The organism is Paenibacillus sp. IITD108, assembly GCF_036541265.1.
GTDB lineage: Bacteria > Bacillota > Bacilli > Paenibacillales > Paenibacillaceae > Pristimantibacillus.
Window position 1 is genome coordinate 51,835 of the sequence record NZ_JAZHCT010000016.1, and the last position, 23,902, is coordinate 75,736.

17 protein-coding genes and 1 other annotated feature are annotated in these 23,902 nt (G+C 45.5%); of the genes, 16 read left to right on the forward strand and 1 reads right to left on the reverse strand.

Going from position 1 to position 23,902, the window contains the following annotated elements:
• Nucleotides 1-199 precede the first annotated feature (199 nt).
• Nucleotides 200-452, forward strand: a binding site (T-box leader).
• 80 nt (nucleotides 453-532) lie between these two features.
• Both leuA and V1L65_RS15325 read left to right on the forward strand, forming a co-directional pair.
• Nucleotides 533-2,194, forward strand: coding sequence for a 2-isopropylmalate synthase (gene leuA / locus V1L65_RS15320; protein WP_331700061.1), 1,662 nt, complete (start codon nucleotides 533-535; stop codon nucleotides 2,192-2,194).
• 433 nt (nucleotides 2,195-2,627) lie between these two features.
• Nucleotides 2,628-3,533, forward strand: a complete 906-nt coding sequence (locus V1L65_RS15325) for an AraC family transcriptional regulator (protein WP_331700062.1) — start codon at nucleotides 2,628-2,630, stop codon at nucleotides 3,531-3,533.
• Nucleotides 3,534-3,596: 63 nt separating this feature from the next.
• Here V1L65_RS15325 and V1L65_RS15330 read toward each other — a convergent pair whose 3' ends face one another.
• Nucleotides 3,597-4,640: a Gfo/Idh/MocA family protein gene (locus V1L65_RS15330; RefSeq protein WP_331700063.1), complete on the reverse strand. Its 1,044-nt coding sequence runs from the start codon at nucleotides 4,638-4,640 to the stop codon at nucleotides 3,597-3,599.
• A gap of 240 nt (nucleotides 4,641-4,880) precedes the next feature.
• Here V1L65_RS15330 and V1L65_RS15335 point away from each other — a divergent pair, with 240 nt between their 5' ends.
• The 14 genes from V1L65_RS15335 to V1L65_RS15400 all read left to right on the forward strand — a co-directional run bounded on the left by V1L65_RS15335 (nucleotide 4,881) and on the right by V1L65_RS15400 (nucleotide 22,794).
• Nucleotides 4,881-6,242 (forward strand): extracellular solute-binding protein, encoded by a 1,362-nt coding sequence (locus V1L65_RS15335; protein ID WP_331700064.1) that lies wholly within the window; start codon nucleotides 4,881-4,883, stop codon nucleotides 6,240-6,242.
• 272 nt (nucleotides 6,243-6,514) lie between these two features.
• On the forward strand, nucleotides 6,515-7,459 hold the full coding sequence (locus tag V1L65_RS15340) for a carbohydrate ABC transporter permease (protein WP_331700139.1): 945 nt from the start codon (nucleotides 6,515-6,517) through the stop codon (nucleotides 7,457-7,459).
• Nucleotides 7,456-8,346, forward strand: coding sequence for a carbohydrate ABC transporter permease (locus V1L65_RS15345; protein WP_331700065.1), 891 nt, complete (start codon nucleotides 7,456-7,458; stop codon nucleotides 8,344-8,346). Before V1L65_RS15340 ends, V1L65_RS15345 begins: the two co-directional genes overlap by 4 nt.
• A gap of 118 nt (nucleotides 8,347-8,464) precedes the next feature.
• A complete protein-coding gene (locus tag V1L65_RS15350; protein ID WP_331700066.1) occupies nucleotides 8,465-10,336 on the forward strand; it encodes a sensor histidine kinase in 1,872 nt (623 codons plus the stop codon).
• Nucleotides 10,333-11,658, forward strand: coding sequence for an ABC transporter substrate-binding protein (locus V1L65_RS15355; protein ID WP_331700067.1), 1,326 nt, complete (start codon nucleotides 10,333-10,335; stop codon nucleotides 11,656-11,658). Before V1L65_RS15350 ends, V1L65_RS15355 begins: the two co-directional genes overlap by 4 nt.
• A 5-nt stretch (nucleotides 11,659-11,663) precedes the next feature.
• Nucleotides 11,664-13,256, forward strand: a complete 1,593-nt coding sequence (locus V1L65_RS15360) for a response regulator transcription factor (RefSeq protein WP_331700068.1) — start codon at nucleotides 11,664-11,666, stop codon at nucleotides 13,254-13,256.
• A gap of 292 nt (nucleotides 13,257-13,548) precedes the next feature.
• Nucleotides 13,549-14,487, forward strand: a complete 939-nt coding sequence (locus tag V1L65_RS15365) for an ArsR/SmtB family transcription factor (RefSeq protein ID WP_331700069.1) — start codon at nucleotides 13,549-13,551, stop codon at nucleotides 14,485-14,487.
• A 204-nt stretch (nucleotides 14,488-14,691) separates the two neighbouring features.
• Complete coding sequence (locus tag V1L65_RS15370) at nucleotides 14,692-15,984, forward strand: ABC transporter substrate-binding protein (protein ID WP_331700070.1); 1,293 nt, start codon at nucleotides 14,692-14,694, stop codon at nucleotides 15,982-15,984.
• Between the two features lie 17 nt (nucleotides 15,985-16,001).
• Nucleotides 16,002-16,889, forward strand: a complete 888-nt coding sequence (locus V1L65_RS15375; protein ID WP_331700071.1) for a carbohydrate ABC transporter permease — start codon at nucleotides 16,002-16,004, stop codon at nucleotides 16,887-16,889.
• A 3-nt stretch (nucleotides 16,890-16,892) separates the two neighbouring features.
• Nucleotides 16,893-17,699, forward strand: a complete 807-nt coding sequence (locus V1L65_RS15380) for a carbohydrate ABC transporter permease (RefSeq protein WP_331700072.1) — start codon at nucleotides 16,893-16,895, stop codon at nucleotides 17,697-17,699.
• Entirely contained in the window at nucleotides 17,696-18,871 is a 1,176-nt protein-coding gene (locus V1L65_RS15385) for a hypothetical protein (protein WP_331700073.1), read from the forward strand. Before V1L65_RS15380 ends, V1L65_RS15385 begins: the two co-directional genes overlap by 4 nt.
• A 16-nt stretch (nucleotides 18,872-18,887) precedes the next feature.
• Nucleotides 18,888-20,675, forward strand: coding sequence for a glycoside hydrolase family 2 protein (locus tag V1L65_RS15390; protein WP_331700074.1), 1,788 nt, complete (start codon nucleotides 18,888-18,890; stop codon nucleotides 20,673-20,675).
• A gap of 469 nt (nucleotides 20,676-21,144) precedes the next feature.
• Entirely contained in the window at nucleotides 21,145-21,588 is a 444-nt protein-coding gene (locus V1L65_RS15395) for a DUF1641 domain-containing protein (protein WP_331700075.1), read from the forward strand.
• 27 nt (nucleotides 21,589-21,615) lie between these two features.
• The gene (locus tag V1L65_RS15400; RefSeq protein ID WP_331700076.1) at nucleotides 21,616-22,794 is read left to right on the forward strand and encodes an NAD(P)/FAD-dependent oxidoreductase; all 1,179 of its coding nucleotides are present in this window, start codon (nucleotides 21,616-21,618) and stop codon (nucleotides 22,792-22,794) included.
• Nucleotides 22,795-23,902: the final 1,108 nt, after the last annotated feature.

Here is a 23,902-nt window from a genome sequence, read left to right on the forward strand (position 1 = left end):
CACTATTTTCAATATTCTGTATAATCATCTGCCCTTTATTAAATAAAAGATGCTGTTAGGTAGGTATAAAGGACTATGGCGATATGCTGGTTTTGGTAGTTATGTTCTTTTTAAAATTATCGATATCGGAATATTAACAACAAACATGCTGTGAGCAGTTGTAATTTAAAGCAATTTGTATTAAAATACTAAGCAATATTCAAATACGTTGAGAAGGACTAGTAGGTTATTCTAAACGCTCAGAGAGCTGTTGGTTGGTGCGAAACAGCGGTGCGGAATGACTGAACTCACCTTGGAGTTGCTCACTGAACAAACCATAAGTAGGTGCAGCCGGGGCCTGGCCGTTATTATACAGGAGGATAGGGCGTTATTGTCTTTATCCGTCAAGTGCATGCCATCAGGCATGAATTGGAGTGGTACCGCGTGAGATTTTATAATCTTTCGTCTCTGTTAATTGGAGATGAAGGATTTTTTTTGTTTCTAAAATATAGCAAAGTATGAGAAATTATCTCGGTGAAGGATGGTAATGAAAATGAACAATTACAGCAAATATGCAAAAGGTTATTTTATGCCTCCCGTTTCCAGCTTGAAATGGACGCAAAAAGAATATATTACCGAAGCGCCGACATGGTGCAGCGTCGATCTTCGCGACGGCAATCAAGCGTTGATTGTGCCGATGAACCTGGAAGAAAAGCTCGAGTTTTTTCAATTGCTAGTTAAAATTGGCTTTAAGGAAATTGAAGTTGGATTTCCTGCGGCATCGGAGACGGAATTTACATTTCTGCGCACATTAATCGAGCAGGATTTGATCCCGGATGATGTGACGATCCAAGTGCTTACCCAGTCCAGAGAGCATATTATTAGAAAAACATTCGAATCCTTGAAGGGCGCCAAAAAAGCAGTTGTCCATCTTTATAACTCGACATCTGTTGCACAGCGCGAGCAGGTGTTTAGAAAGTCTAAGGAAGAGATTATAAATATTGCAACGACAGGTGCAAAATTGCTTAAGCAATGCGCAGAGGATACAGAAGGCAACTTCCAATTCCAATATTCTCCGGAAAGCTTTACGGGGACAGAAATAGAGTTTTCGCTAGAAATTTGCAATGCTGTCTTGGATGAGTGGAAGCCGACAGCAGACAATAAGGTCATTATTAATTTGCCTGCGACCGTATCCATGTCGATGCCGCATGTGTACGCCAGCCAAATCGAATACATGAGTGAAAATCTTAAATATCGCGAAAACGTGATCGTTTCCCTGCACCCTCACAATGACCGCGGCACTGGCGTTGCTGATGCAGAGCTTGCTATGTTGGCTGGGGGACAGAGAGTGGAAGGTACTTTATTTGGCAATGGTGAAAGAACGGGCAATGTAGATATCATTACGCTTGCGCTTAATATGTACTCGCATGGTGTTAATCCAAATCTTGATTTGCATAATTTGCCTGAAATCCTTGCTGTATATGAAAGATTGACCAAGATGAAGGTAGGCGAAAGACATCCTTACGCCGGTGAGCTTGTCTTTACAGCTTTTTCGGGATCTCATCAGGATGCCATTGCCAAGGGAATGAAATGGCGCGAAGAGGCGGACCGTGAGTTCTGGTCGGTCCCTTATCTACCGATTGACCCGCTTGATATTGGCCGCCAATACGAAGGCGATATTATTCGCATTAACAGCCAGTCCGGCAAAGGCGGCATTGGCTACCTGCTGCATCAGAAGTACGGCCTTGATTTGCCGCAACAAATGCGCGAAGGGTTTGGCTATGTCGTAAAAAATGTATCTGACCGTCTCAATAAAGAGATGATGATTGATGAAATCAGAGAAATTTTTATGCAGGAATATGTGAACATTGATTCACCGCTGAAATTTGTCAACTATCAATTCACGCATCATGACGATTATCAGACGATCGTTAAGGTTTCTGTGAATGGCGAGGTGAAGGAGATTTCCGGGAACGGCGAAGGCAGGCTGGATGCGATAAGCAATGCCCTGCAAAGCAATCTGGAGCTAAACTTCTCTAATCTGATTTATAAGGAGCATGCTTTGGAGGTCGGATCAAAATCACAGGCTGTTACGTATATCGGCATTACAGCTGATAACGGTTCCTCCTACTGGGGCTGCGGCATTGATGCCGACATTATGACTTCTTCAGTAAAGGCGCTGTTTAGCGCGATTAACAAAATGATGACAGCATAAAAAATGAGAAGACTCTGTGTACCGTTAAGGCTGAACAGAGTCTTTTTTTGTAAAATTATAAGACGTTATAAGTTTTCACGATAAACTTGTTCTTATAATTCATCGGTAAATAAGATCAGTAGACTCGGCGTCGAAAAGTTAGTAATGATTGTCATCATGAATCGGTTACTTTGACATCCAAAGTGTGTAACGGTTGCTACAGCCGCTAAAGGGCTGATTTTATGCTGTTTAATTTTTTAACGGTTGTTTTAGCGACTATTTCGGCATTTTGACGGACTTTTAGCAGATATTGATCGAATAGCGGCACTGGCGAACGTTAGATTTTAAAATACCTTATTTTTTAGCGGATAGGCTCTGGGGCAACCGTTAGAGCTGTATATGGAGTGGTTCTGTTTTTGCAGAAATTACATTCATTGAATAAGAGGTGTCTGCCTTGAATTATGAGAAGCTTGAGCTGCAGGAGCAACTAATCGTTAGTAAGTTAATCTCTTTTTACTATTTGGAGATGTCCGCTAATTTCAGGAGCCACGGAGAAAAGCATTATTTTTGGGAAATGGTGTTAGTCGACAAAGGGAATATGGAGGTCGAGATTGACGGAGAAGTATTTCTCCTTGAACAGGGCGAGCTTGTTTTTTACCGTCCCAATGAATATCATATCGGCGGCGCAGCAAGGCGAACAGCTCCTAACGTTATTATCCTTTCGTTCGAGTGTGACTCTCCCGCAATGGCAATGTTCATGGAGCATCGTATTTTTGTACCTGATGAGAATGAACGAGTGCTGCTTTCACAATTGGTTAGAGAGTGTCGCGAGGCTTTTGAGCCGAGTTCAAAAGCGAGTGAGGGCGTACTGTTGCAGCGCCGGAAGGATGCGGAATTTGGCTGCGAGCAGCTTATTCGCAATTATTTGGAGAGCTTCTTGATTCATCTTATTCGCAGACAAAATAAGCTTAGTCAGGTTAAGAAGGCGAAGCCGATTACTATAGTGAAGGAAAATAGGGATAAGGCAATCGTGGATGACATTATTGCTTATTTAAAACTTCATGTTTCTATCAATCCTACGGTGGATCAATTATGCAATAAGTTTAATATTAATAAAACATATTTGAATATGGTGTTTCGCAGAATTACAGGTCAAAGTGTGCATGCTTACTGTGTTAGCTTAAAAATTGAGCTTGCAAAGGAAATGATACGCGAGGAGCAGTACAACTATACGGAAATATCGGAACGTCTTGGTTACGGCAGTATCCATTATTTTTCCCGCCGTTTTAAAAGTGAGACAAACATGACGCCGACCGAATATGCAAGGACGATTCAATCGAAGGTTAAACGGATTGAATAGGTTGTCCAAATGAGTGAATTACGGAGCTGGCAACGTCTCCGTAATTCACTGGAAAGCGGACTGCTAAGTTAAAGAATCGAAGCCGAGTCCTCTTAAATCAGCAACCGTATTATTTTGTTCAGCTTCGTATAGCTTCCAGATGACGCGAAGGCCTTGTAAGCTGGAGAGACCATCTGTAACTGGCTTCTGGCCTGTAAGAATGCAGTCGAGGAAATGCATCGTTTCGAATTGCGTAAATTTACCTGATTCAAATTCCATTAAGACCTCCGTTTTTGAATCATTGTTCAGATCGGCCTTCTCCGGGTTAAGCTCAGTGTGGGCATACAGCTTACCCTCCCGCAAATTAATTTCCAGCATGCCCTCGGTGCAATGTGCATGAAGACTCCAGCCAAGGCGCGTACCGCGCGCTCCCCAGGTTCCAAAGTGATAGCCTAATGCACCGCTTTCAAAAACGATGCTTACGCTGCTCGTTCCTTCTTTTTCCATCCAAGAAGTTCCATAATTAGTGCCAAGATGTGTGCCTCGTACCGGATTGCCGAGAAACCATAAAAGAAGGTCTACGTAATGACACCCGTGGCTGAAAAACTGCCCTCCGCCTAGACGATCAGCTGATAAAGCCCAATGTCCCTCTTCATAGCGTGTGTATTGCTCGGTCCAAATGGACATTTGGAAGCAGTCGCCATATGCCTTCGAATCGATAAGCTTTTTTAGCTTTAGCACAACAGGCCAGAAGCGCACTGGATAAGCGGTCATCAGAACTTTGCCGAGCTTATCTGCTGTGCGAATAAGCTCTAAACATTCCTCCTCCGTGTTGCACATCGGCTTTTCCATAAGCACATGTTTATCGGCGTTCAAGAAAAACATTCCGACTTCAAAATGAAGATCATGCGGAAGCGCAATAAGAACTGCATCGACCTGATCGGTCAAATCCTGATAACGCTCGAATGCCTGAGCCGTTCCGAGCTCAATGGCAGCTGCCTGAGCACGCTCCAATATTAAATCGCAAGTAGCCGTAACGATCAGGCGATCGCTCAGTTCCAAATAACCTTTTGCATGGCTTGCCGCCATACCTCCGCAACCAACTATTCCAAGTCTGATTTTCGACATGCTGCCATTCTCCTTTTTAATGGTTGTTGTGAATTCATACTTGTATTGTAAAAGCAATCTGGCTTCGTTACTTTATCTTAAAGGTCTTATATTTTGCACTTCTGCTTTTCGCCGGTTCCTAATCCTTTCAATCGAAAAAATTTAAACTTTCATTCGAACGATCGTCTCCTCTTCAAAAAATCCATTCTGTAATAAGCTCAAGATGTAACCAATCAATGGACCTTGAGGGGGTATTATCCAATGAGAATTAAATGGAAAAGAGGCTCGTATTTGCTGAGTTTGATTGTGCTGATGACCGCACTCGCAGCTTGCGGCGGCAACAGCGGAGGTTCGCCAGGCGCATCAAGCTCGCCAAGCTCACCAACCAGTGCATCACAGAAACCTACAGACAATAATACAGATAAGCCTGTCAACAATGATCCGGTAAAGCTGACCTTCTGGACGCTCGGAACGAACGGCTATGAGGAGTTGGCCAAGGAGTACACAGAGAAGGTAAAGACTAATGTTACGATTGAGGTTCAAAATACGTCGGATCAGACCGTTCACCACAACAATATGCTGACTGCCTTGCAAGCGGGAACCGGGGCTCCGGACATTTTCATGCTGGAAATCGCGTTCTTGGACCGCTTTATAGAAGCAAGCGATAAGTTCGTCAATTTGTATGATATGGGAGCAGAAAGCATTAAAGGAAATTACTTGGATTGGAAATGGCAGCAAGCCGAGGCGGATGGAGGCAAGTATTTGCTTGGCTTGCCGACGGATGTCGGCCCGACAGTTGCCTACTATCGCACTGACCTTCTTCAGCAAGCAGGGCTGCCGACGGAGCCTGATGCATTTATGAAGGAAATCGACACTTGGGAGAAGTTTTTTACGGTTGCCAAACAATTCAAGGAGAAAACAGGCAAAGAGTTTATCGATATGCCTGACCTGCTTTTCAACTCGATTCGCGACCAAGGGGACGTGCTGTACTACGATGAGAATGACAAGTTCATCGGCGATACGAATCCGCTTGTAAAGAAGGCATGGGACTATACGGTAAGAGCTATTCAAGAAGGCTGGGTGGGACTAAACCGTCTATGGACAGCTGAATGGGGGCAAGCGACCAATAACGGCGACTTTGCTGTGCTGCTCGGTCCTGCGTGGATGAGCGGTGTTATTAAAGGCAACGCGCCTGATGCAAACGACAAATGGGCGATTACGCAAATGCCTGAAGGTGCAGGCAACTGGGGCGGTTCCTTTATTTCGCTTCCTAAGGAAGGCAAGCATGCGGATGAGGCATATGCCTTTATTTCCTGGCTGCTTGCAAAGGAGCAGCAAATCAAATCATTCCAGTCCAACGGCTTGATGCCTTCGATTCCGTCGCTATATGACGATCCGATTTTCACTTCCTATACGGATGAATTCTACAACGATCAAGAAATTGCCAAGGAGTTCGGCATTGCAGCGAAAACAGTTCGCCCGATTCGCTACGGCAAGCTGCATGACGCTACAGACGCCTTATTCAAGGAAGGCCTGCAAAACATTTTGGTTAAAAAGGCTGACCCTGCTAAGGAATGGGACGATGTTATGAAGAAGATTAACGAGCTGAACAAGCGCAGTTAAAGGTATTGTCTAACGAAGCTGGAGAGGCTGTCGATTAATTGCGGCAACGATAGATAAGCAGCTCTTTCGATTGCTTGTTGCCCTATTCACAATGAATCGACAGTCTCCAGAGATTCGTTACAATTACCAAACGGGGATTTTTCAACAGTTTGCAAATAACAGCTAGATGGCTGCAATTGTTATGAATGTAACAGCGTTCGAGCATGGCCGCTACTGACGGTTCACTGCTCGGACGCTTGCTTTCTATGAACGAGAGAATGGGGGTAATCTTTATGAGCCGATCAGCTCCTGCGGTTTCATCGGCCCGGTTAGCTGCCAAACCGCCTTGGTTAACGGAAAAACGGAGAAGCTCGCTGGCAGCCTATATGTATATCTCGCCGTTTTTTATTTTATTTGCCGTGTTTGGTGTGTATCCTATTTTTTTTACGATCTACTTATCCTTCTTCAAGTGGAATGGTCTAAGTGCGATGAAGTTCAACGGCTTTACTAATTATGAGCTAGTTCTCGGCGATCCGCTCTTTTGGTCTTCCTTTTACAACACCTTGATTATGGGAGTGCTTGGTACTGTGCCCCAATTAATCATTGCACTGCTTTTGGCTGTCATTCTTCATAACGGCATCAAGCGGTTTAAAAAAACACTGCGGGCCATTTTTTTCTTGCCTAACATTACATCAGTCGTCGCGGTTACGATCGTTTTCGGCGCCTTATTCTCGGCAAGGGGCATGGCTAACCAGTTTCTGGATTGGATCGGTCTTGATTCCGTTGCTTGGACAGCCGATTACTGGGGAGTCAAAGTGGCCGTGGCAATGATGGTGATGTGGAGATGGCTTGGATACAACGCAATTATTTATTTGTCAGGCTTGCAAAGCATTCCTCCGGAATTGTACGAGGCTGCCAAAATTGACGGAGCAAGCGCAAGCAAAGCTTTATTGTACATTACACTTCCTTTACTGAAGCCATTTATCGTGTTCACTGTACTGATCTCGACGATAGGAAGTCTGCAGCTGTTCACGGAGCCGTTTGTCTTTCTTAGTCCGGGCGGCACCGGTTCGACGAGAGAGGAAGGCATCACTATGGTTATCTATATGTACGGAGAAGCATTCCGCAACGGGTTCTTTGGTACGGCTGCCGCAACCTCTGTCATTTTGTTCATATTTACGATCCTATTTTCTCTATTCAATATGTGGATTACGAAGAAATCAGGAGGGGACGCATGATGAATGGAGCGCAAGGCAATTTGGCAGGGAAGCTGAATGGAAAAGCTGCAGGGGCAGGGGCAGAAGGCTGGCTGGCACGGCTTATTTTGTATGTATTAATTGGGCTCGGGGCGCTAGTGTCCGTGTTCCCGTTTTATTGGATTCTTGTCATTGCGAGTCGAACACGGGATGCCGTCTATCATATTCCGCCTGTCGTTACGCTCGGTGATCAAATAAGCAATAATTTTAACAATGTGCTGGCTAAAATAACGTTTTTCCGTGCTTTATGGAACTCCTTTTTCGTCTCGGGAGCGAGCACCATTTGCGTGCTTTTGCTCTGCTCGCTGGCAGGTCTCGCTTTCGCAAAGTATAATTTTCCAGGCAAAAAATGGCTGTTCGCTATCGTGCTCGGTACTCTGCTAATTCCGACTCAGCTTAATATCCTTCCCAATTATGTGGTGATGAGCAAGCTCTCCTGGATTGATTCGCATAAAGCGATTATCGTTCCAGGAATGGTTACGGCATTCGGCATCTTTTGGATGCGCCAATATATTAGCTCTGCCGTTCACAATGAGCTTATGGAAGCGGGAAGAGTCGACGGCTGCAGTCATTTTCGGATTTTTTGGAATATTGTGCTTCCCATTATTACCCCTGGCCTTGCCACGCTAGGCATCTTTAATTTTTTAAACGTGTGGAATGATTTTTTCTGGCCGCTAGTTGTACTGAAAAATAAGATGAATTTTACGATACAAATCGCTATGCAGCAGCTATACACGATCAATGACGGGATTGATTATGGAACAATTATGTCAGCGATCTTTTTCTCTACTTTACCTCTTCTCATCGTATTCATCTTGTTCAGCAGATGGTTTATAGCAGGGATTTCGACAGGTGCAGTAAAAAGCTGACAAATTTGTCTCACAAAGTGAAGGATTAGCGATGGCTGCATAGAAATGTAACAATATGTAAGGAGACTGATAGTTTGACAGTCTCTGTGATGCTAAATCCGGGCGGTGAGTTCACGGTATGACGCTGCGCAGAAAGATCATGCTGGCAATTATTGTTCTAATCTGTATACCCGTTACGATTATGGGGTTGTTCTCGTATCTATACTTTTCTTCGGTAATGGAACGGAAAGCAACTGAGTTTTACTCCAACTCCTTGCTGGAGACGGATCGCAAGCTGCAGTATGTCATGGGAGAAATCGAAGGGATTTCGGACTTATTCATTGTTCAGCCGCTCGTACAGCAATATTTGAAGCAATCAAGGGGGAAGGCGGTCCAGCCTTTGTCCGGCAGTCTAGGGGAGGATCGGCAGCTGGCCTCGGATCTTACCAATTTGTTGATGGCTCATCCCAAAATCCATTCCTTGAATTTATATTCGAATACTCACTTGCTTTATTATTCGAATGATACGGCTAACGTCAGCATGGCTGAGCTTAAGGAGCAGCCTTGGTTTGGCGAAATGGCTGCAAGACGAGGCCAGCCTTATTGGATTGGGCCGAGTGATAATTTTGGAATGATGGAAGGCGGCAAGCTTTTAACCCAGGTTCGGGTTGTAAAGGACTATTATACGCTTGAGGATATCGGGGTGATTATGCTTACTGTAAAAACCGATATTCTTGAAAATTTGTTTTGGGAAGCGGCGGCCGACAGCAGGGGAGATATTCTTCTCGTTAACGCAAGCGGCGAGATAATGTACAGTAAGTCTGGAGATATGCTTGGCCGATCGATCGACTTTCCTTTTCTCCAGCCGTTTGATACGCTGCTCCACAGCTCGTATACTGACACGATTGACGGGAACAAAATGTTCATTACCTATGTTTCCTCGCAAATTGCGGGCTGGCACTTGGCAGCGGTTACGCCTAAACAGGAGCTCCATGCGGAGTCCGTTAATATTAGAAATATTGCACTAGGACTGCTTATTCTGTCCTTGATTTCCGTTTTGGTCTTCGATCTGCTGTTTGTTTCGCCGGTCGTTCAGAGCATGAGCCGGGTTGTTTCGGGTATGAAGCAGGTTGAAAACGGTCGATTTATTGAGGTTCCTCGCTTCCGCCGAATGACGATGGACGAATCGGGTTTGCTGCTTCAAGGCTTTAATCGGATGAGCAAGCAGATCAGAGAACTGATCGGCCGGGTTGAGGAAGGGCAAAGACGGAAGAAGCAGGCTGAGCTTCAAGCTTTGGTGGCGCAAATTAATCCTCATTTCATATATAACTCGCTCGAATCTATTAATTCTATGGCTGTGCTGCAGGGTAATAAAGAAATCAGCCGAATGGTTATTTCGCTTGGCAAGCTGCTGCGCATAAGCATTAGCGAGCATCAGGAAACGATTACTTTAGCCAAGGAAATGGAGCATGTCGAGCATTACTTGCGCATCCAAAAAATCCGCTTCGAGGATAAATTCAAATATGAAATTGTCGTGCCTGGAGAGCTGAAGCATGCATCATGCATGAGCCTTATCATTCAGCCGCTCGTGGAGAACGCCCTATACCACGGCATAGAGAGAATGAGAGGAAAAGGATTTATTCGTATTGCTGCGCATGCATCCAAGCTTCATAATGATTTATTCATTGATGTAGCCGACAATGGCCCAGGCATGACAGAGGAGCGATTGCATCAGCTTTTTGTCGAATCCCTTGAGGAGGCCGTCAAGCATAAGCAATCGGGTGTGGGGCTGCGCAATGTCCATGAGCGCATACGGATTCATTATGGCGATCCATATGGCTTAATAATTTGTTCGGCGGCAGGAGAAGGGGCGGTCGTTCGTGTCAGAATTCCGCTCGAAGGCATGTTTGCAGAATTGCGGCATATGCTGCCTTCGGATAGGCAAAGCGCTGCTGCTACAGAAAGACAAGGCGCCGGGCAGGCACGCATAAAGGAGGCAGGAGAATTATGAAGCATAATCAGCTAATTGGAATGGTTTTTCTCCTATGCGTTTTTATGCTTTTAGGCGCTGGCTGCAGCACGCAAGCGGAGCTTTCTGAGCGAAAAATGACAATTAAGCTTCGTCATTTCTGGACGAAGGAGCATGACTTGCCCGTTGCCCGTATCATTGAGGACGTTGTGCGGTCGTATGAAGCTGATCATCCTAATGTAAAAATCGAATTCGAAGGTATGGATCAGACGTTCTATCGGGAACAAAAGCTGCGCAGCGAGATGGTCACTGGCAACCCTCCGGACATTTTGGCGTTATTCGGGGGTGGTGAGATAGAGCCTTACGTGCGAGCGGAGCGCTTAATTGACTTAAAGCCATTTTTGGCGGAGCGAGGAATGGATAAGCAGTTTATTGATCTTAGCCCTTGGAGCTTTGGAGACGGTATATATGGACTGCCGACCGAAGGATTCGCAGAGCCGATATTTTATAACAAGACGATATTTGCGAAGCTGGGCATCGCACCTCCGGAAAGCTGGGATGAGCTGCTCAACGCAATAAAAGCTTTAAAGGAAAATGGGTATATCCCTTTCGCGCTCGGAAACAACGAGAGATGGCCGGGTGCAATATATTACCACTACATTCTGCATCGCAATGCAGGTCCGGAATTGATTAACCAGATTGTAACCGGGCAAGAGAGCTTTAACAACCCCTTCTATAAAGCGGCTACAGAAGCATTTGCGGAGCTGATCGAGATGGATCCCTTTCCGAAGAGAAGCAATGATATGAGCAAAGAAGCGGCAGAGGAGCTGTTTATGTCCGGCAAGGCGGGCATGTATTTGAACGGCAGCTGGGTCATTAATGTGCTGCAGGGGGATTCGGCAGCGGAATCGTTCAAAAATGAAGTCGGAGTTATTAATTTCCCTTCAGTTGATCCCGCGTGGGAACTGGCGAACGGATTGACAGGCGGCTATACGATCGGGCTCGCTCTTTCATCGAAACTGCAGGGAGAACGGCTGCAGGCGGCTTATGATTTATTGGAGGATATATTTGCCCCCGAAGTGCAGGAGCGTATGGTATACGAAGCGATGCGATTCCCTTACTCGGCAAACTTTCAGGTCGATTATGAACGTACTGGACCTATATTCGCCGAGCTGGCTGAGCTGATTCGCAGTACGCCGCACCCGTTTATTGCCTATGACAACTTGCTTCCGCCATCCGTTTCATCGACATTTTTCGATGTGACGCAAAGCTTGATCGAGCAGGAGATGGATACGGGTGAAGTATTGAACAAGATGCAGGAATCGATTATTCAATACCGCGAATTAATTCGCAAAGGGGGCTAAGGATATTGGGGGACAACTATCGCGTATTGCTTGTAGATGACGAACCTATTATATTGCGCAGTCTTAAGGTGGTTATTCCCTGGGAGCAGCTCGGCATGGAAGTGGTCGGTGAAGCCCGCAATGGAGAAGAGGCCCTTGAGCTTATTGAAGAACATCTGCCGCATATTGTGTTAAGTGACATCAGGATGCCTTTAATGGACGGAATTGAATTAATGAGAAAAACGATGGCGGCCGACTCTATGCTTGTGTTCGTTATTCTCAGCGGCTATGGAGAGTTTAAAATTGCTCAAGAAGCTATTCGCTTAGGCGCCTTCGATTACTTGCTTAAGCCAATTGACCATGAGGAGCTGCTTCGAGTGGTGGGCGAGGCGAAGCGCAAGCTCGATGCTGACCGCGTTCAGCAATCCGAGAGAGAATATTTGCGCAACTCAGCGCAGGCGCTCTCATCCTTGCTCCATGAGGAAATGATGGCAGGAATTATTAAGGGAGTCAAGCCTGCCGCTGAGCGGCTGTACTGGATGAAGGAATGGGAGATTGAACACCCGTATCATCTTATTAGTATCGCCCTTGACGATTTCGAGCGTTTGTCTGATGAATGGGGAAGCGAGGATCGCAGGCTTTGGCTGTTCGCCGTCCAAAATATTTTGCAGGAATTCGGCAATGAACAGCATTATTTGACCTTGTTCACGCTTCATTACGGAGAATGGATTATGATTTTTCAAAATAAAGAACAGCTTGAGCTGGAAGAAACGGGTCAGACGGTCATTCACCTCGTTAAGAAATTTACAAGATTGTCGTGTTCGGTCGCTATCAGTTCGGCGTATGAAGGAGTAGCCAGTCTGAAGTATGCTTACCAAGATGTGCAGAGAACCTTAACGAAAAGATTTATTCAAGGAAAGGGCAAAGTGTACAGAAGCAGCAACGGCGACCGGGGGACTGAGTCAGGACCAGGACCGGGCATGGAAAACTTCGAAAAGTCGCTTCTGCAGTCCATGCGAACTCTCGACGATTATTTATTTGGGAAAACGATAGAGGAGCTTGAGCAAAACTTGATCAAGGCCGCGATATCCAAACAGACAGCAGCCGCAGCTTTAATCGAGCTGGCGATTATAACGAAGCGAAGCTTGACTAGCTTCAGCCTCAAAATGAAGCATGACGATCGCACCTTGCTGCAAAAGCTGCTGCTGTGCGGCACGCTGCAGGATATGGTGACGCTGCTTCGCGATGAGCTTGCCGGGTGGATGAAGCAAATGCGTGAGGAAGAGTCTGAATTTAACAGCAGGCAGCTTATTGCCAAAGCCAAAGAATATATCGACGGCAGGTACCATCACGATTTGGGGATTGACGAAGTATCTGAATATGTCGGTCTAAGCTGCAGCCATTTCTGCGTGCTGTTCAAGCAGGAGACCGGGGACACTTTTTTGGAATATTTGACGAGGCTGCGAGTAGAGAGAGCTTGTTCTATTTTAAAATATTCAGATGTAAAAGTGTACCAGATTGCCCCGCTGGTCGGCTATCGGGATGCAAAATATTTCACCCAAGTATTCAAGAAAACGATGGGCATGACGCCTACGGAATATCGCACTGCTTATGAATAGGCAGAATTCAAATTGTGGAAAAGTTAAATAATAGAGACGTAGTATAGATACTGTCCTATGGCTGGCTTTCGGTCCGTTAGGCAGTCTCTTTGTTATGCGGTCAGATAAATGTTTCGTTCTATTCGAATAGCTTCTTTTCGAAATTATATTTCCTTTCCCTTGTAATATTTGTTACATAAATATTGATTTATTACAAAAAAGTAATCTATAATTACTAGAAGAACAGCAGAATGCTATATCTGAAATTAGTCGGCTGTTGCCACAAAAATTACTAGGATGGTAGGTGAAGGCAATGTTACAAGTAGGAATGAACGAGCCGGAAAAGCTTGTAAAGGTTGCCCATGCCTTGTCGACGAGGGCGCGGGTGGATATACTCCGGCTGCTCAGTGCCAGGAGCATGAATGTGATTGAAATTGCTGAAGCGCTGTCTTTGCCAGTTTCTACAGTGGCTAACAATGTGAAAATACTCGAAGCGGCGGAGCTTATTTATACGGAGCTGCTCCCGGCAGTGCGCGGAGCGATGAAGGTATGCACGCGCAGCTATGATGATGTTCATATGATTCTTAATACGACGATTCGTGACTCGCAGGATGATAAGCAGGTATATGTAATTGATATGCCGATCGGCCAGTACAGCGACTGCGAAGTGTATCCGACCTGCGGGATCGCAAACGCAGAGGCGATGATTATACAAGAGGATGAGCCGGCCAGCTTTTATCATCCCAATCACATCGGCGCGGGTATAATTTGGTTTCGCAAAGGTTATGTCGAATATTTGCTGCCGCTAGAAATTCCACAAGGCTCGCAGATTGACTCTATAGAGTTTTCGATGGAAATTTGCTCGGAGGCTCCTAATTTTGATCATGATTGGCCTTCAGATATTTCTGTATGGGTTAATGGCGTGGAAATCGGCATGTGGACTAGCCCTGGCGATTTCGGCGATCGTAAAGGCAGGCTTAATTCTAACTGGTGGGTGCAGCAGACTACGACGCAATATGGTCTTTTGAAAACTTGGAGAGTCGATGCTGAACGGACGACGCTTGATATGAAAAAGGTGTCGGATGTAACGCTTGCGGATTTGAAGCTGGAACAGGGTCCGAGCGTTAGATTGCGTATTGGCGTAAAAGCTGACGCGCTTCATAAAGGCGGAATCAATTTGTTTGGCCGATCCTTTGGTGACCATGAGCAAGATATTGTCATGAAGGTGCATTATACAGCTGCAGAGCAGTAAAAAAATGAAGTGAGACGAGCATTAGTTGCAATTATATTGTAACTAATGCTTTTTTAATTAATTTATTACAATAAAACGATATGAAATCGTTGACAATTACCGTTTGTGATTCTATAATCGAACCGAAGATGCTAAATATTTGTATTAAAACAAATATTTTGTTTCATATCTCGACAAAATTTTCAATGTAAAGGGGATGAAGGAATGAAAAAATCGTTAGGGACGTCAATTTTACTGCTTTTGTCAATTGTTTTAGTGCTCAGTGCCTGCAGTGGAAGTAACTCTGGCTCTGGTGGAGGCTCGTCAGGCGGGAAAAAGGTTACGTTATCTTTCTGGACGTTGTTCTCAGGAGGGGACGGCGACAATATGCAAGCGATGATCGACGCGTTTAATAAAGAGCATCCCGATATTCAGATCAAAAATACGAAGCTGGAATGGGGAGAGTATTATACGAAGCTCATTACGGCAGTAGGTAACGGCAATGGGCCTGACATCGGCATTTCCCACACTTCACGACTCCCCGATTTAATTGATCAAGGCATCGTCAGCGAGCTGGACGCAGTAGCCTCGGCTGCTGGAGTTGATTGGTCCTCTTACAATCAGAACCTGCTAAATGCAACAATCGTTGATAGCAAGCATTACGCAGTCCCTATCGATACACATCCTTTCATCATGTACTACAACAAAAAGCTGCTTAGTGATGCAGGCTTGCTCGGTCCGGACGGAAAACCAGTGCTTGAGCAAGGAGCAGACAGTTTTGTAGCCTTCCTGAATACATTGAAAGAAAAACTCCCTAACTCTGTAACCCCATTTGCATTATCGCCTAGCAATGATGATCCATTCCGTTTTTGGTGGGCGCTGTATACCCAGCTCGGCGGCAATGATGTTATTTCTGATGATTTGTCGAAAGCGGAGCTGGATGAAGCGAAAGCAGTTCAAGCGGCCAAGTATATTCAAGATTTGTACCACACCCACAAGGTGATTAAGCTTAATGATCCTGACTTCTACAAAAATTTCCAAAGCGGCACAGCGGCGATCATGATGACTGGCGTGTGGGCTACGGGAACGTGGGAAGCGACGGAAGGATTGGAATTCGGAGCGATGCCGATTCCGCAAATTTATAATCAGCCAGCGACATGGGGCGACTCTCATACGATCATTCTTCCGGTTACAAAGAAGGAGGATCAGGCAAAGCGCGAGGCTGCGATGACCTTCGCCAACTGGATGGCAGACAATGGGCAGGTATGGGCAAAAGCGGGGCATATTCCAGCCAAGCCATCCGTGCTTGATAAGCAGGAATACAAAGATTTGCCATATCGCAGCGATTACGCGGCTGTAGCCGATACGGTGAAATTCAATAAGCCGTCAACAAAAAACTGGCAGGTTCGCGATATGGCGATGTTCAAGTTTTTGAATGAAATTTGGGCAAATAAAATGCCGGCAGAGCAGGCAGTCAAGGAAATGCAGGCGGAAATACAGAAGGTGCTGGACAAATAAAATAGAGGAGTATCGACATGAAGATGAGCAAAATGAAGGCGGATCTGCAGGCGTTGCTGTTCTTGCTCCCCTTCCTCGCCGTTTACTTTCTCTTTACGATCTGGCCTATGCTCAAAGGTGTAGGAATGAGCTTCTTCAAATGGACGCTTATTAAGAAAATGGAGTATCTGGGCTTTGGCAATTACGAAAAGTTATGGCATGACCAGGATTTTTGGGCATCGGTATGGCATTCCTTTTTATTCGTCGTATTAACTACGCCTACGATGGTTGTGCTTGCCATTGTGCTGGCGCTGATCGCCAATCGCAATTCGCGGCTGAAGCGCTTGTATCGCAGTGTGTTTTTCTTGCCCAGCGTCCTGTCGGTTGCGGTTGCGTCCTATTTGGGATTGTTTATCTTCCAGCCGTACACCGGATTTTTGAACTCATTGCTGCATATTCTGCATATTTTGCCTGAAGGGAAAGAAATATTTTGGCTGACGGAGCGGAATCTTTCCTGGATTGCCATAACGCTGTTAACGCTTTGGTGGACAGTAGGATTTAACTTCATTCTTTATTTATCGGCAATGCAAAATATTTCTGATGATGTTTATGAGGCTGCCCGCCTCGATGGGGCGGGCGACAGTCAAGTATTCTGGCGCATTACGCTGCCGCTGCTGGGGCCTATTACACGGACGATCATTATGCTGCAAATTATCGCTTCCTTCAAAGTGTTTATGCAAATTTACATTATGACCGGCGGGGGGCCGCTCGACCAGACGCGTCCAGTTATCCAATATATTTGGCAAACTGGCTTTAGGCATAATGATCTCGGCTATGCTGCAGCGATGTCTTATGTACTGTTCTTTATTTTGCTGGCGATGTCGGCGGTGCAATATTGGGTTAACAATCGGAAGGAGGCGAGCTGATCGGTGAAATGGCTGTATCGTATCGTGTCTATTGGCTTCGCTGCTCTGTTTGTTATTCCGCTTATTTGGATGCTTGTCGTGTCAATAAAAAAAGAAGGCATGAAAATCGTAACCGTCATAGACTGGTTCACCCCCCCATATTCGCTGGCAGTTTATGATGAGGTTATAACGGGCACGAAGCTTGTGTTATGGTCCTGGAACAGCTTGTTTGTAGCGGCGCTCGTTACACTGTTTACGATTTTGATTGCAGCAATGGCAGGCTTTGTTTTATCCAAAATACCGTTTCGTTACAAATCCTTTATGTTTTTGTTTGTACTGTCCGGACTGTTAATTCCTGGCGAGGCGACGCTTATTCCTCTCTATCAGGTCGCGAAGGATATGGATATTCTTAATTCTTATTCCGGTCTTGTGCTTCCTGCACTCGCATCGCCTATTGCTATTATTGTGCTCAAAAGCTTTTTTGACGGGGTTCCGAATGAATTGCTGGAGAGCGTGCAAATGGATGGCGGCGGCACTACGCGTATTTTTTGGAGCATGATGCTGCCGCTTACCAGACCGGCGCTGGCCTCAATGGCAATCTTAACGTTTATTGGCTCCTGGAACAATTTCTTGTGGCCATTCCTGTCGGTGACCGATGATAACCTGTTTACACTGCCAATGGGAATCCCGACTTTGATGGATCAATTTACAGAAGATTATGTGAAGCCGATGGTTATTAATACAGTTGCCTCGCTTCCGATTGTCGTCGTGTTCCTAATATTTGAACGTCAAATCATTAAAGGAATAAGTCTGTCGGGGATAAAAGGATGAGCGCGCTTCGGCATGCCGCTGCTGATGAGGGGATAGGTTATTTGCTGGAGGACCAGGCGATCGCAGCGGATAGAAACGCGATACCGGATGAGAAGGTAAACGTATCAGAGCTAGATATGCCTCAAATGGGAAAGGCAGGTGGATTGTCTCAAAGTGCACCTCAGCGTGATCAGGCAATTGATATTTTCAAAGGTATGCTGGTGCTTGGTATGGTGTACTGTCATGTCCTGCAATTTTTTAGCGATACACAGCTGTTTGCGAGTGCGTCCTATTGGATTGAAGCAATGAATTTAATTACTTTCTCGGGCTTCGTGTTTAGTTTTGGTTATGCCTCGCAGCTGGCTTATTACAGCAAGCCGCTGCAGCGTGCCGCCCCGCGCATGGCTGTAGCCGCGTTAAAGACACTTATAGCCTTTTACATGTCTGGCTTGGCTTATCGAATATATATTGACGGGCGAGCGATAAGCTGGTCGACATTGAAGCCGATTATTCTGCTTGATGATATGCCGGGCTGGTCGGAGTTTTTGATTTCTTTTACTTATTTAACCCTAGTAGGACTGATCTTATTTAAGCCTCTGAAATGGCTGGTTGAGCGGCGGCGGATAGCGCTGCTGACTGCTGCTGCCTTGCTAGCCGCAACCTGGATGCCATACGGCTCAATCCATGTTACTCAACTGGGACCACTTGTTGGTACGAGAGATTTTGCTTCCTTTCCTGTTCTGCAGTATTTTCCTTACTATTTGACAGGTATGCTGTTTGCCAGGTATCGGATAGGCTGGGACTGGCGTGTGCTGACAGCAGCAGCTGCCGCCACTGGTTTATTTGTATGGAGATGGCTGCAGGAGGATGCGCTGCCGGAGCGTTTCCCTCCTTCCATTTGGTGGATTATAGGTGCAGCATTTTTATTGTATCTCTACTATTTGATCGCTCGGTATGTGGGTCGTTATATGATGGTTAGCGCGCCAATCGAAGCGATGGGGCGCAATGTGCTCTGGTTTTTGATTATGAGCAATTTGCTTATATTTTCACTCAAGAGCAGACATGGGGATTTGCTGTTTAGTCCTCTCGAAGGTTTTATAATGACCGTATTGTTGCTGGCGTTCTCTGGATTTGGAATTTGGATCATCGCCAAAAAAACGGCAAAGCATGGACTAACCAAAACAACAACCTAAGGTAAGGTGAGCTGCAATGGCATTGAAGGATCACTATCGCAAGGACTATCCGCGTCCACAATATGTGCGCAAGGCTTGGCTTGATTTGAACGGCGCTTGGGATTTTGCATTTGATGATGATAATAAAGGGGAAAGTGAAGGCTGGCAGGCTGGCTTTGCGCCTGCACATACGATACAAGTGCCGTTTGTTTACGAAACAAAAGCAAGCGGTATAGGCGAAGAGAAGTTTCATCCCTATGTCTGGTATCAAAAAAAGGTGGCGGCAACGGAGGAGCAGCTTGCAAAGCGGGTGGAGCTTCATTTTCAAGCTGTAGATTATATCGCTAAAGTATGGATCAACGGTGTTTTTGCAGGCAGGCATGAAGGAGGCTATTCCGCTTTCTCCTTCGATATTACGTCCTATTTGCATGCCGGAGATGACAACATCATTGTTGTAAAAGCAGAGGACAGCGACAGCTGCACGCAGCCGCGCGGCAAGCAGCGCTGGAGAAAGGATAACTTTGGCTGCTGGTATGTCCAAACGACAGGAATATGGCAGTCCGTGTGGCTGGAATATTTGAGCAAGCAGTTTGTATCGCGGGTTAAGATTACGCCTCAACTAGACGATAACGCTGTTCATTTTGAATATGCGCTAGCTGGCCATGATTCGTCCAACGCAGCTTTACAGCTGACTACGATTGTTTCCATGGACGACGAGATCATCAAGGAAATAACGATGGCTGCGGATCGCAGCAGCCTGTCGGCGAGTGTGAGCTTGCTAAGTGAGAAGCGCGAGTGGAAAGTCGAACGCTGGAGCCCGGAAAATCCTAAGCTGTATGAAGTTGAATTCATCCTGAGAGCTGGCGATCAGGAGCTGGACCGTGTGCACTCCTATTTTGGACTTCGCAAAATATCGATTCAGCACGGCAAGGTGCTGCTCAATAATCACGCATATTATCAGCGGCTTATTCTCGACCAAGGCTATTGGCAGGACAGCCATTTGACTCCGCCTTCGGAGGAAGCGATTCTCGATGATATTCGCAACATTATGGCAATGGGCTATAACGGCGTGCGCAAGCATCAAAAAATAGAAGATGCGCGCTTCCTGTACTGGTGCGATGTACTGGGATTGTTAGTATGGTCTGAGGCAGCGGCTACCTATGAATTCAATGATGAAGCGGTTGATAGATTTACTAGAGAATGGCTGGATATCGTACAGCAGCATTATAACCATCCGTGTATCGTGACGTGGGTTCCGTTCAACGAGTCATGGGGTGTGGCCAATATATTTGCCGATGTGAAGCAGCAAAAATTTACGGAAGCAATCTATCATTTGACCAAGTCGATCGATCCTTATCGTCCAGTCGTTGTTAATGACGGCTGGGAGCATACGGTGTCCGATATTATTACACTGCACGATTATGAGGAGTCGGGCGAAGTGTTAAGCCGCCGCTATGCGGATAAGCAAGTGATCGTCAATAATGAAATCGCCTTTTCCAATTGGAAATATGCAATGGCGCAGGGTTATGAATATCGCGGGCAGCCAATTATGATTAGCGAATTTGGCGGTATTGCCTTCAAGAGCGAAACAGGCTGGGGATACGGCAATCAGGTTGCGTCTGACGAAGCCTTTATTGAAAGATTCCGCTCGATTACACAAGCAATTAAGGATCTGGACTATGTCGTCGGCTACTGTTATACCCAGGTCTCGGATGTTCAGCAGGAGGTTAATGGGCTGCTCACTGAAGACCGCAAGCCTAAAATTGATTTGGCCACTATAAAAGAAATTAATCTGGCGCCAAGAAAGAGCGCTCATGAACGTTAGAATTTGTTAGCAGTAATCTAAAAACCCTTGCCTTGCGCCTATAGGTGCGAGGTCTTTTTTTGAAAAGAAGCAACGCATAAGAGTTCAACTTACGTCTGTTTCTATATTTTTATTGATAAACGATTCTGTCCAACGTTCGGCGAAATGATAAATATCATTGATTCGACAGAAAATAATAAAATTCTTGAAAATAGGAATTGAACATTTTGAGAAAAAGGCATACTATAAACATATAGTAGTAAACGGGCTGTTACAGTTTGCGAGTTGTGAAAAAATTCACAATCTCAGCTATTTCAAAATATAAGAAAATATAAGTTTCCTGCTTATACCTGATCTTATATTTCTCCGGAATGAAACGCGCGATCGCCAAAAGATGGGGACAGCCGTTTCACCTTGAGTAGCTGTTAAATATGATTTTAACAAGCTTGACTGCATACAGTACGCTAAATTTAGGGAGGCTGCAATTCGAATGGTCGAAACAGAAACAAAACAACCTGAGAGCAGTACGGAATCAGTATCTGTACGTGAACTGGATGTGCTAGAGCAATTGTTGAAGCCGGAAGTTCAAAGTTCGCTTAATGTATTGGTAGAAAATTTGCCGAAGCTGGCAGAAATGGTTACAATGCTGACCAAAGTCTACGATGTTGCTGTTACAGTAGCTAACGACAAGGTTTTGGTAAACGACATGATTCATGGCGTTGGCGAGTTCGTTAAGCCGGTTCAAGAAACGGCAAAAGGAATCGCTTCTGCAGCGATAGAAGCAAATGACAGAGCACAGGCGGATGCGGCGGCGACGATCGGTCTTTTTGGACTGTTGAAAATGATGAAGGATCCGCAAGTACAATCTGCATTCCGTTTTGCGCAAAAGTTTTTGGATGTATTGTCCGAGCGCAAGCAAAACGCCAATTCATAAGCATTTAAACTAGAACGGAGGATTAGCATGTCTGAACAGATTTTAATTTTAGGTGGCGGATACGGCGGATTGCTAAGCGCACTTACTGCCCGTAAACATTTTTCAGCTGAAGAGGCGTCAATTACGCTTGTGAATCGTGTTCCTTATCATCAAATCGTAACTGAGCTTCATCGTTTGGCGGTAAATGGCCTGGATGAGAAAAACGTTGCACTGCCGCTTGATAAGCTGCTCAAAAATAAATCGATTAACGTAATTATTGACAATGTAGACAAAATTGATCCAGACAATAAGAAAGTTCAGCTGTCTAGAAGCGGAAACCTTGGGTATGATAAGCTTGTCGTAGCACTTGGCGGCGAGACAGCATTTTTCGGCATACCTGGTCTGGAAGAAAACAGCATGACCCTGAAATCAGTTGACGAAGCTAAGCGTGTTTATGCACATATACAAGCTCGTTTGGATGCTTATGCGAAGTCGAAGGACGAGAAGGATGCTGCGATCGTTGTTGGCGGCGGCGGCTTGACTGGTATTGAATTGACCGGAGAAATTGCTGACAAGCTGCAGGAATGGTGCGAAGCAAAAGGCATTAATCGCAGTGAAATCAAGCTTTACAATATCGAAGCAGGTCCAACAATTCTTGCTGGCTTCCCGGCTGAGCTATTGGAGCGTGCAAAAGCAAGCCTTCAAAACCGCGGTGTTAACCTAATTATGGGTGTTGCGGTAACAGAAGTACAAGGCACAAAGGTTATGCTGAAGGACGGAAGCTCGATCGATACGAATACATTCGTATGGACAGGCGGCGTAACTGGAAACCCTGTCGTTGCAGACTGCGGCATTGAAGTGAATCGCGGCCGTGCAACAGTGAACGAATTTTTACAATCGACATCTCATGCAGACGTATTCCTTGCTGGCGATAATGCTGTTGTATTTGGTCCAGAAGGACGCCCTTATCCGCCAAGTGCGCAAATCGCATGGCAAATGGGCGAGGCGATCGGCTACAACCTATATGCTAACTACAAAGGTATTCCTATGAAGTCCTTTGAATTTGTAAATTCCGGCGTATTGGCAAGCTTGGGACGCAAGGATGCAATCGGTACAGTTGGCGCAAGCCAGCTTCGTTTGAAAGGCGTTCCTGCTTCTCTAATGAAGGAAGCAAGTAATGTTCGTTACTTGTCGCATGTGAACGGTTTGTTCTCTTTGGTTTATTAATATTAAATGATAAGAAAAGCCCCATTCAAAAGAATGGGGCTTTTTGTTTTTTTGAGAGTCGTAAGAAAGTATGGATAAGCACATGTGGTGCACATATTGTTTGTTGCCCTTTCTCCAAGGAACCGACAACTTCGCTAGATGGACAGTCGTTCCGTTATTACGCCCAAAATCACAGTTTTCAGGTGGCAAAGTGACAGACGTTCCGTTATTGATCCTTAAATCGCAGAAAATGCTCCATTTGGAGACGTATAGCGGAATGAGTGACCGCGAAATAAAGAAAATGGCTGTTTTTAGGCAAATAACGGAATGAGTGACCACGTCCATTCATTGTGAGCAACATTTGGTAAGCAAAAGAAAAGATAACGGAGAGCAAGATTGGGATTCGTAAATCAAAGTGCATGAAATGTAGCCAAGTGAAGTAGAGTTAGGTGAAGTCAGATGAAGTCAGGTGAGAAAGGATACGTTAGCACTCATGAGGCTTAGCGATAGGAAGAGCCCCATTCAAAAGAATGGGGCTCTTTGAAGTTTTGCTGGTTAGCAAAAACTCTAACGAATCCTGGAAGCGCTATTTGGCCTAAAAAGCATCTTTTTAAAATCTAACGTAGATATACGATCTTATTGGTGCTCTAAGACGGCTGAAACGATGGTTTGTTCACAGATAGCGTAAACAGGATTCGTTACAATTTCAAAAGGGCTAATTTCGATGAAATAGCGCTTCTGAGCTTCGTTAGAACTTGGCGAGAGTCTGAACACTGCGCGTGTCCAATACGCAGTAGGTCCAGAGCATCTGAGCAATCAGCGACCAGATACAGCACCTAGGTACCACTAGATACGCGCCCAGGTATCACCAGATACAGAATCTAGGTACCACCAGATACGCGCCTAGGTATCACCAGATGCAGCGCCTAGGTACCACCAGATACGCGTCTAGGTACCACTTGATATAGCGCCTAAGTACCACCAGAGTACAGCGTCGCCTAGGTACCACCAGAATACAGCGCCTCAGGTACCACCAGAATACAGCGCCTCAGGTATCACTAGATATAGCGCCTGGATGTCACCAGATACTGCACCCGATACCGCGCTAGAGACCCGGCAGCATCCAATA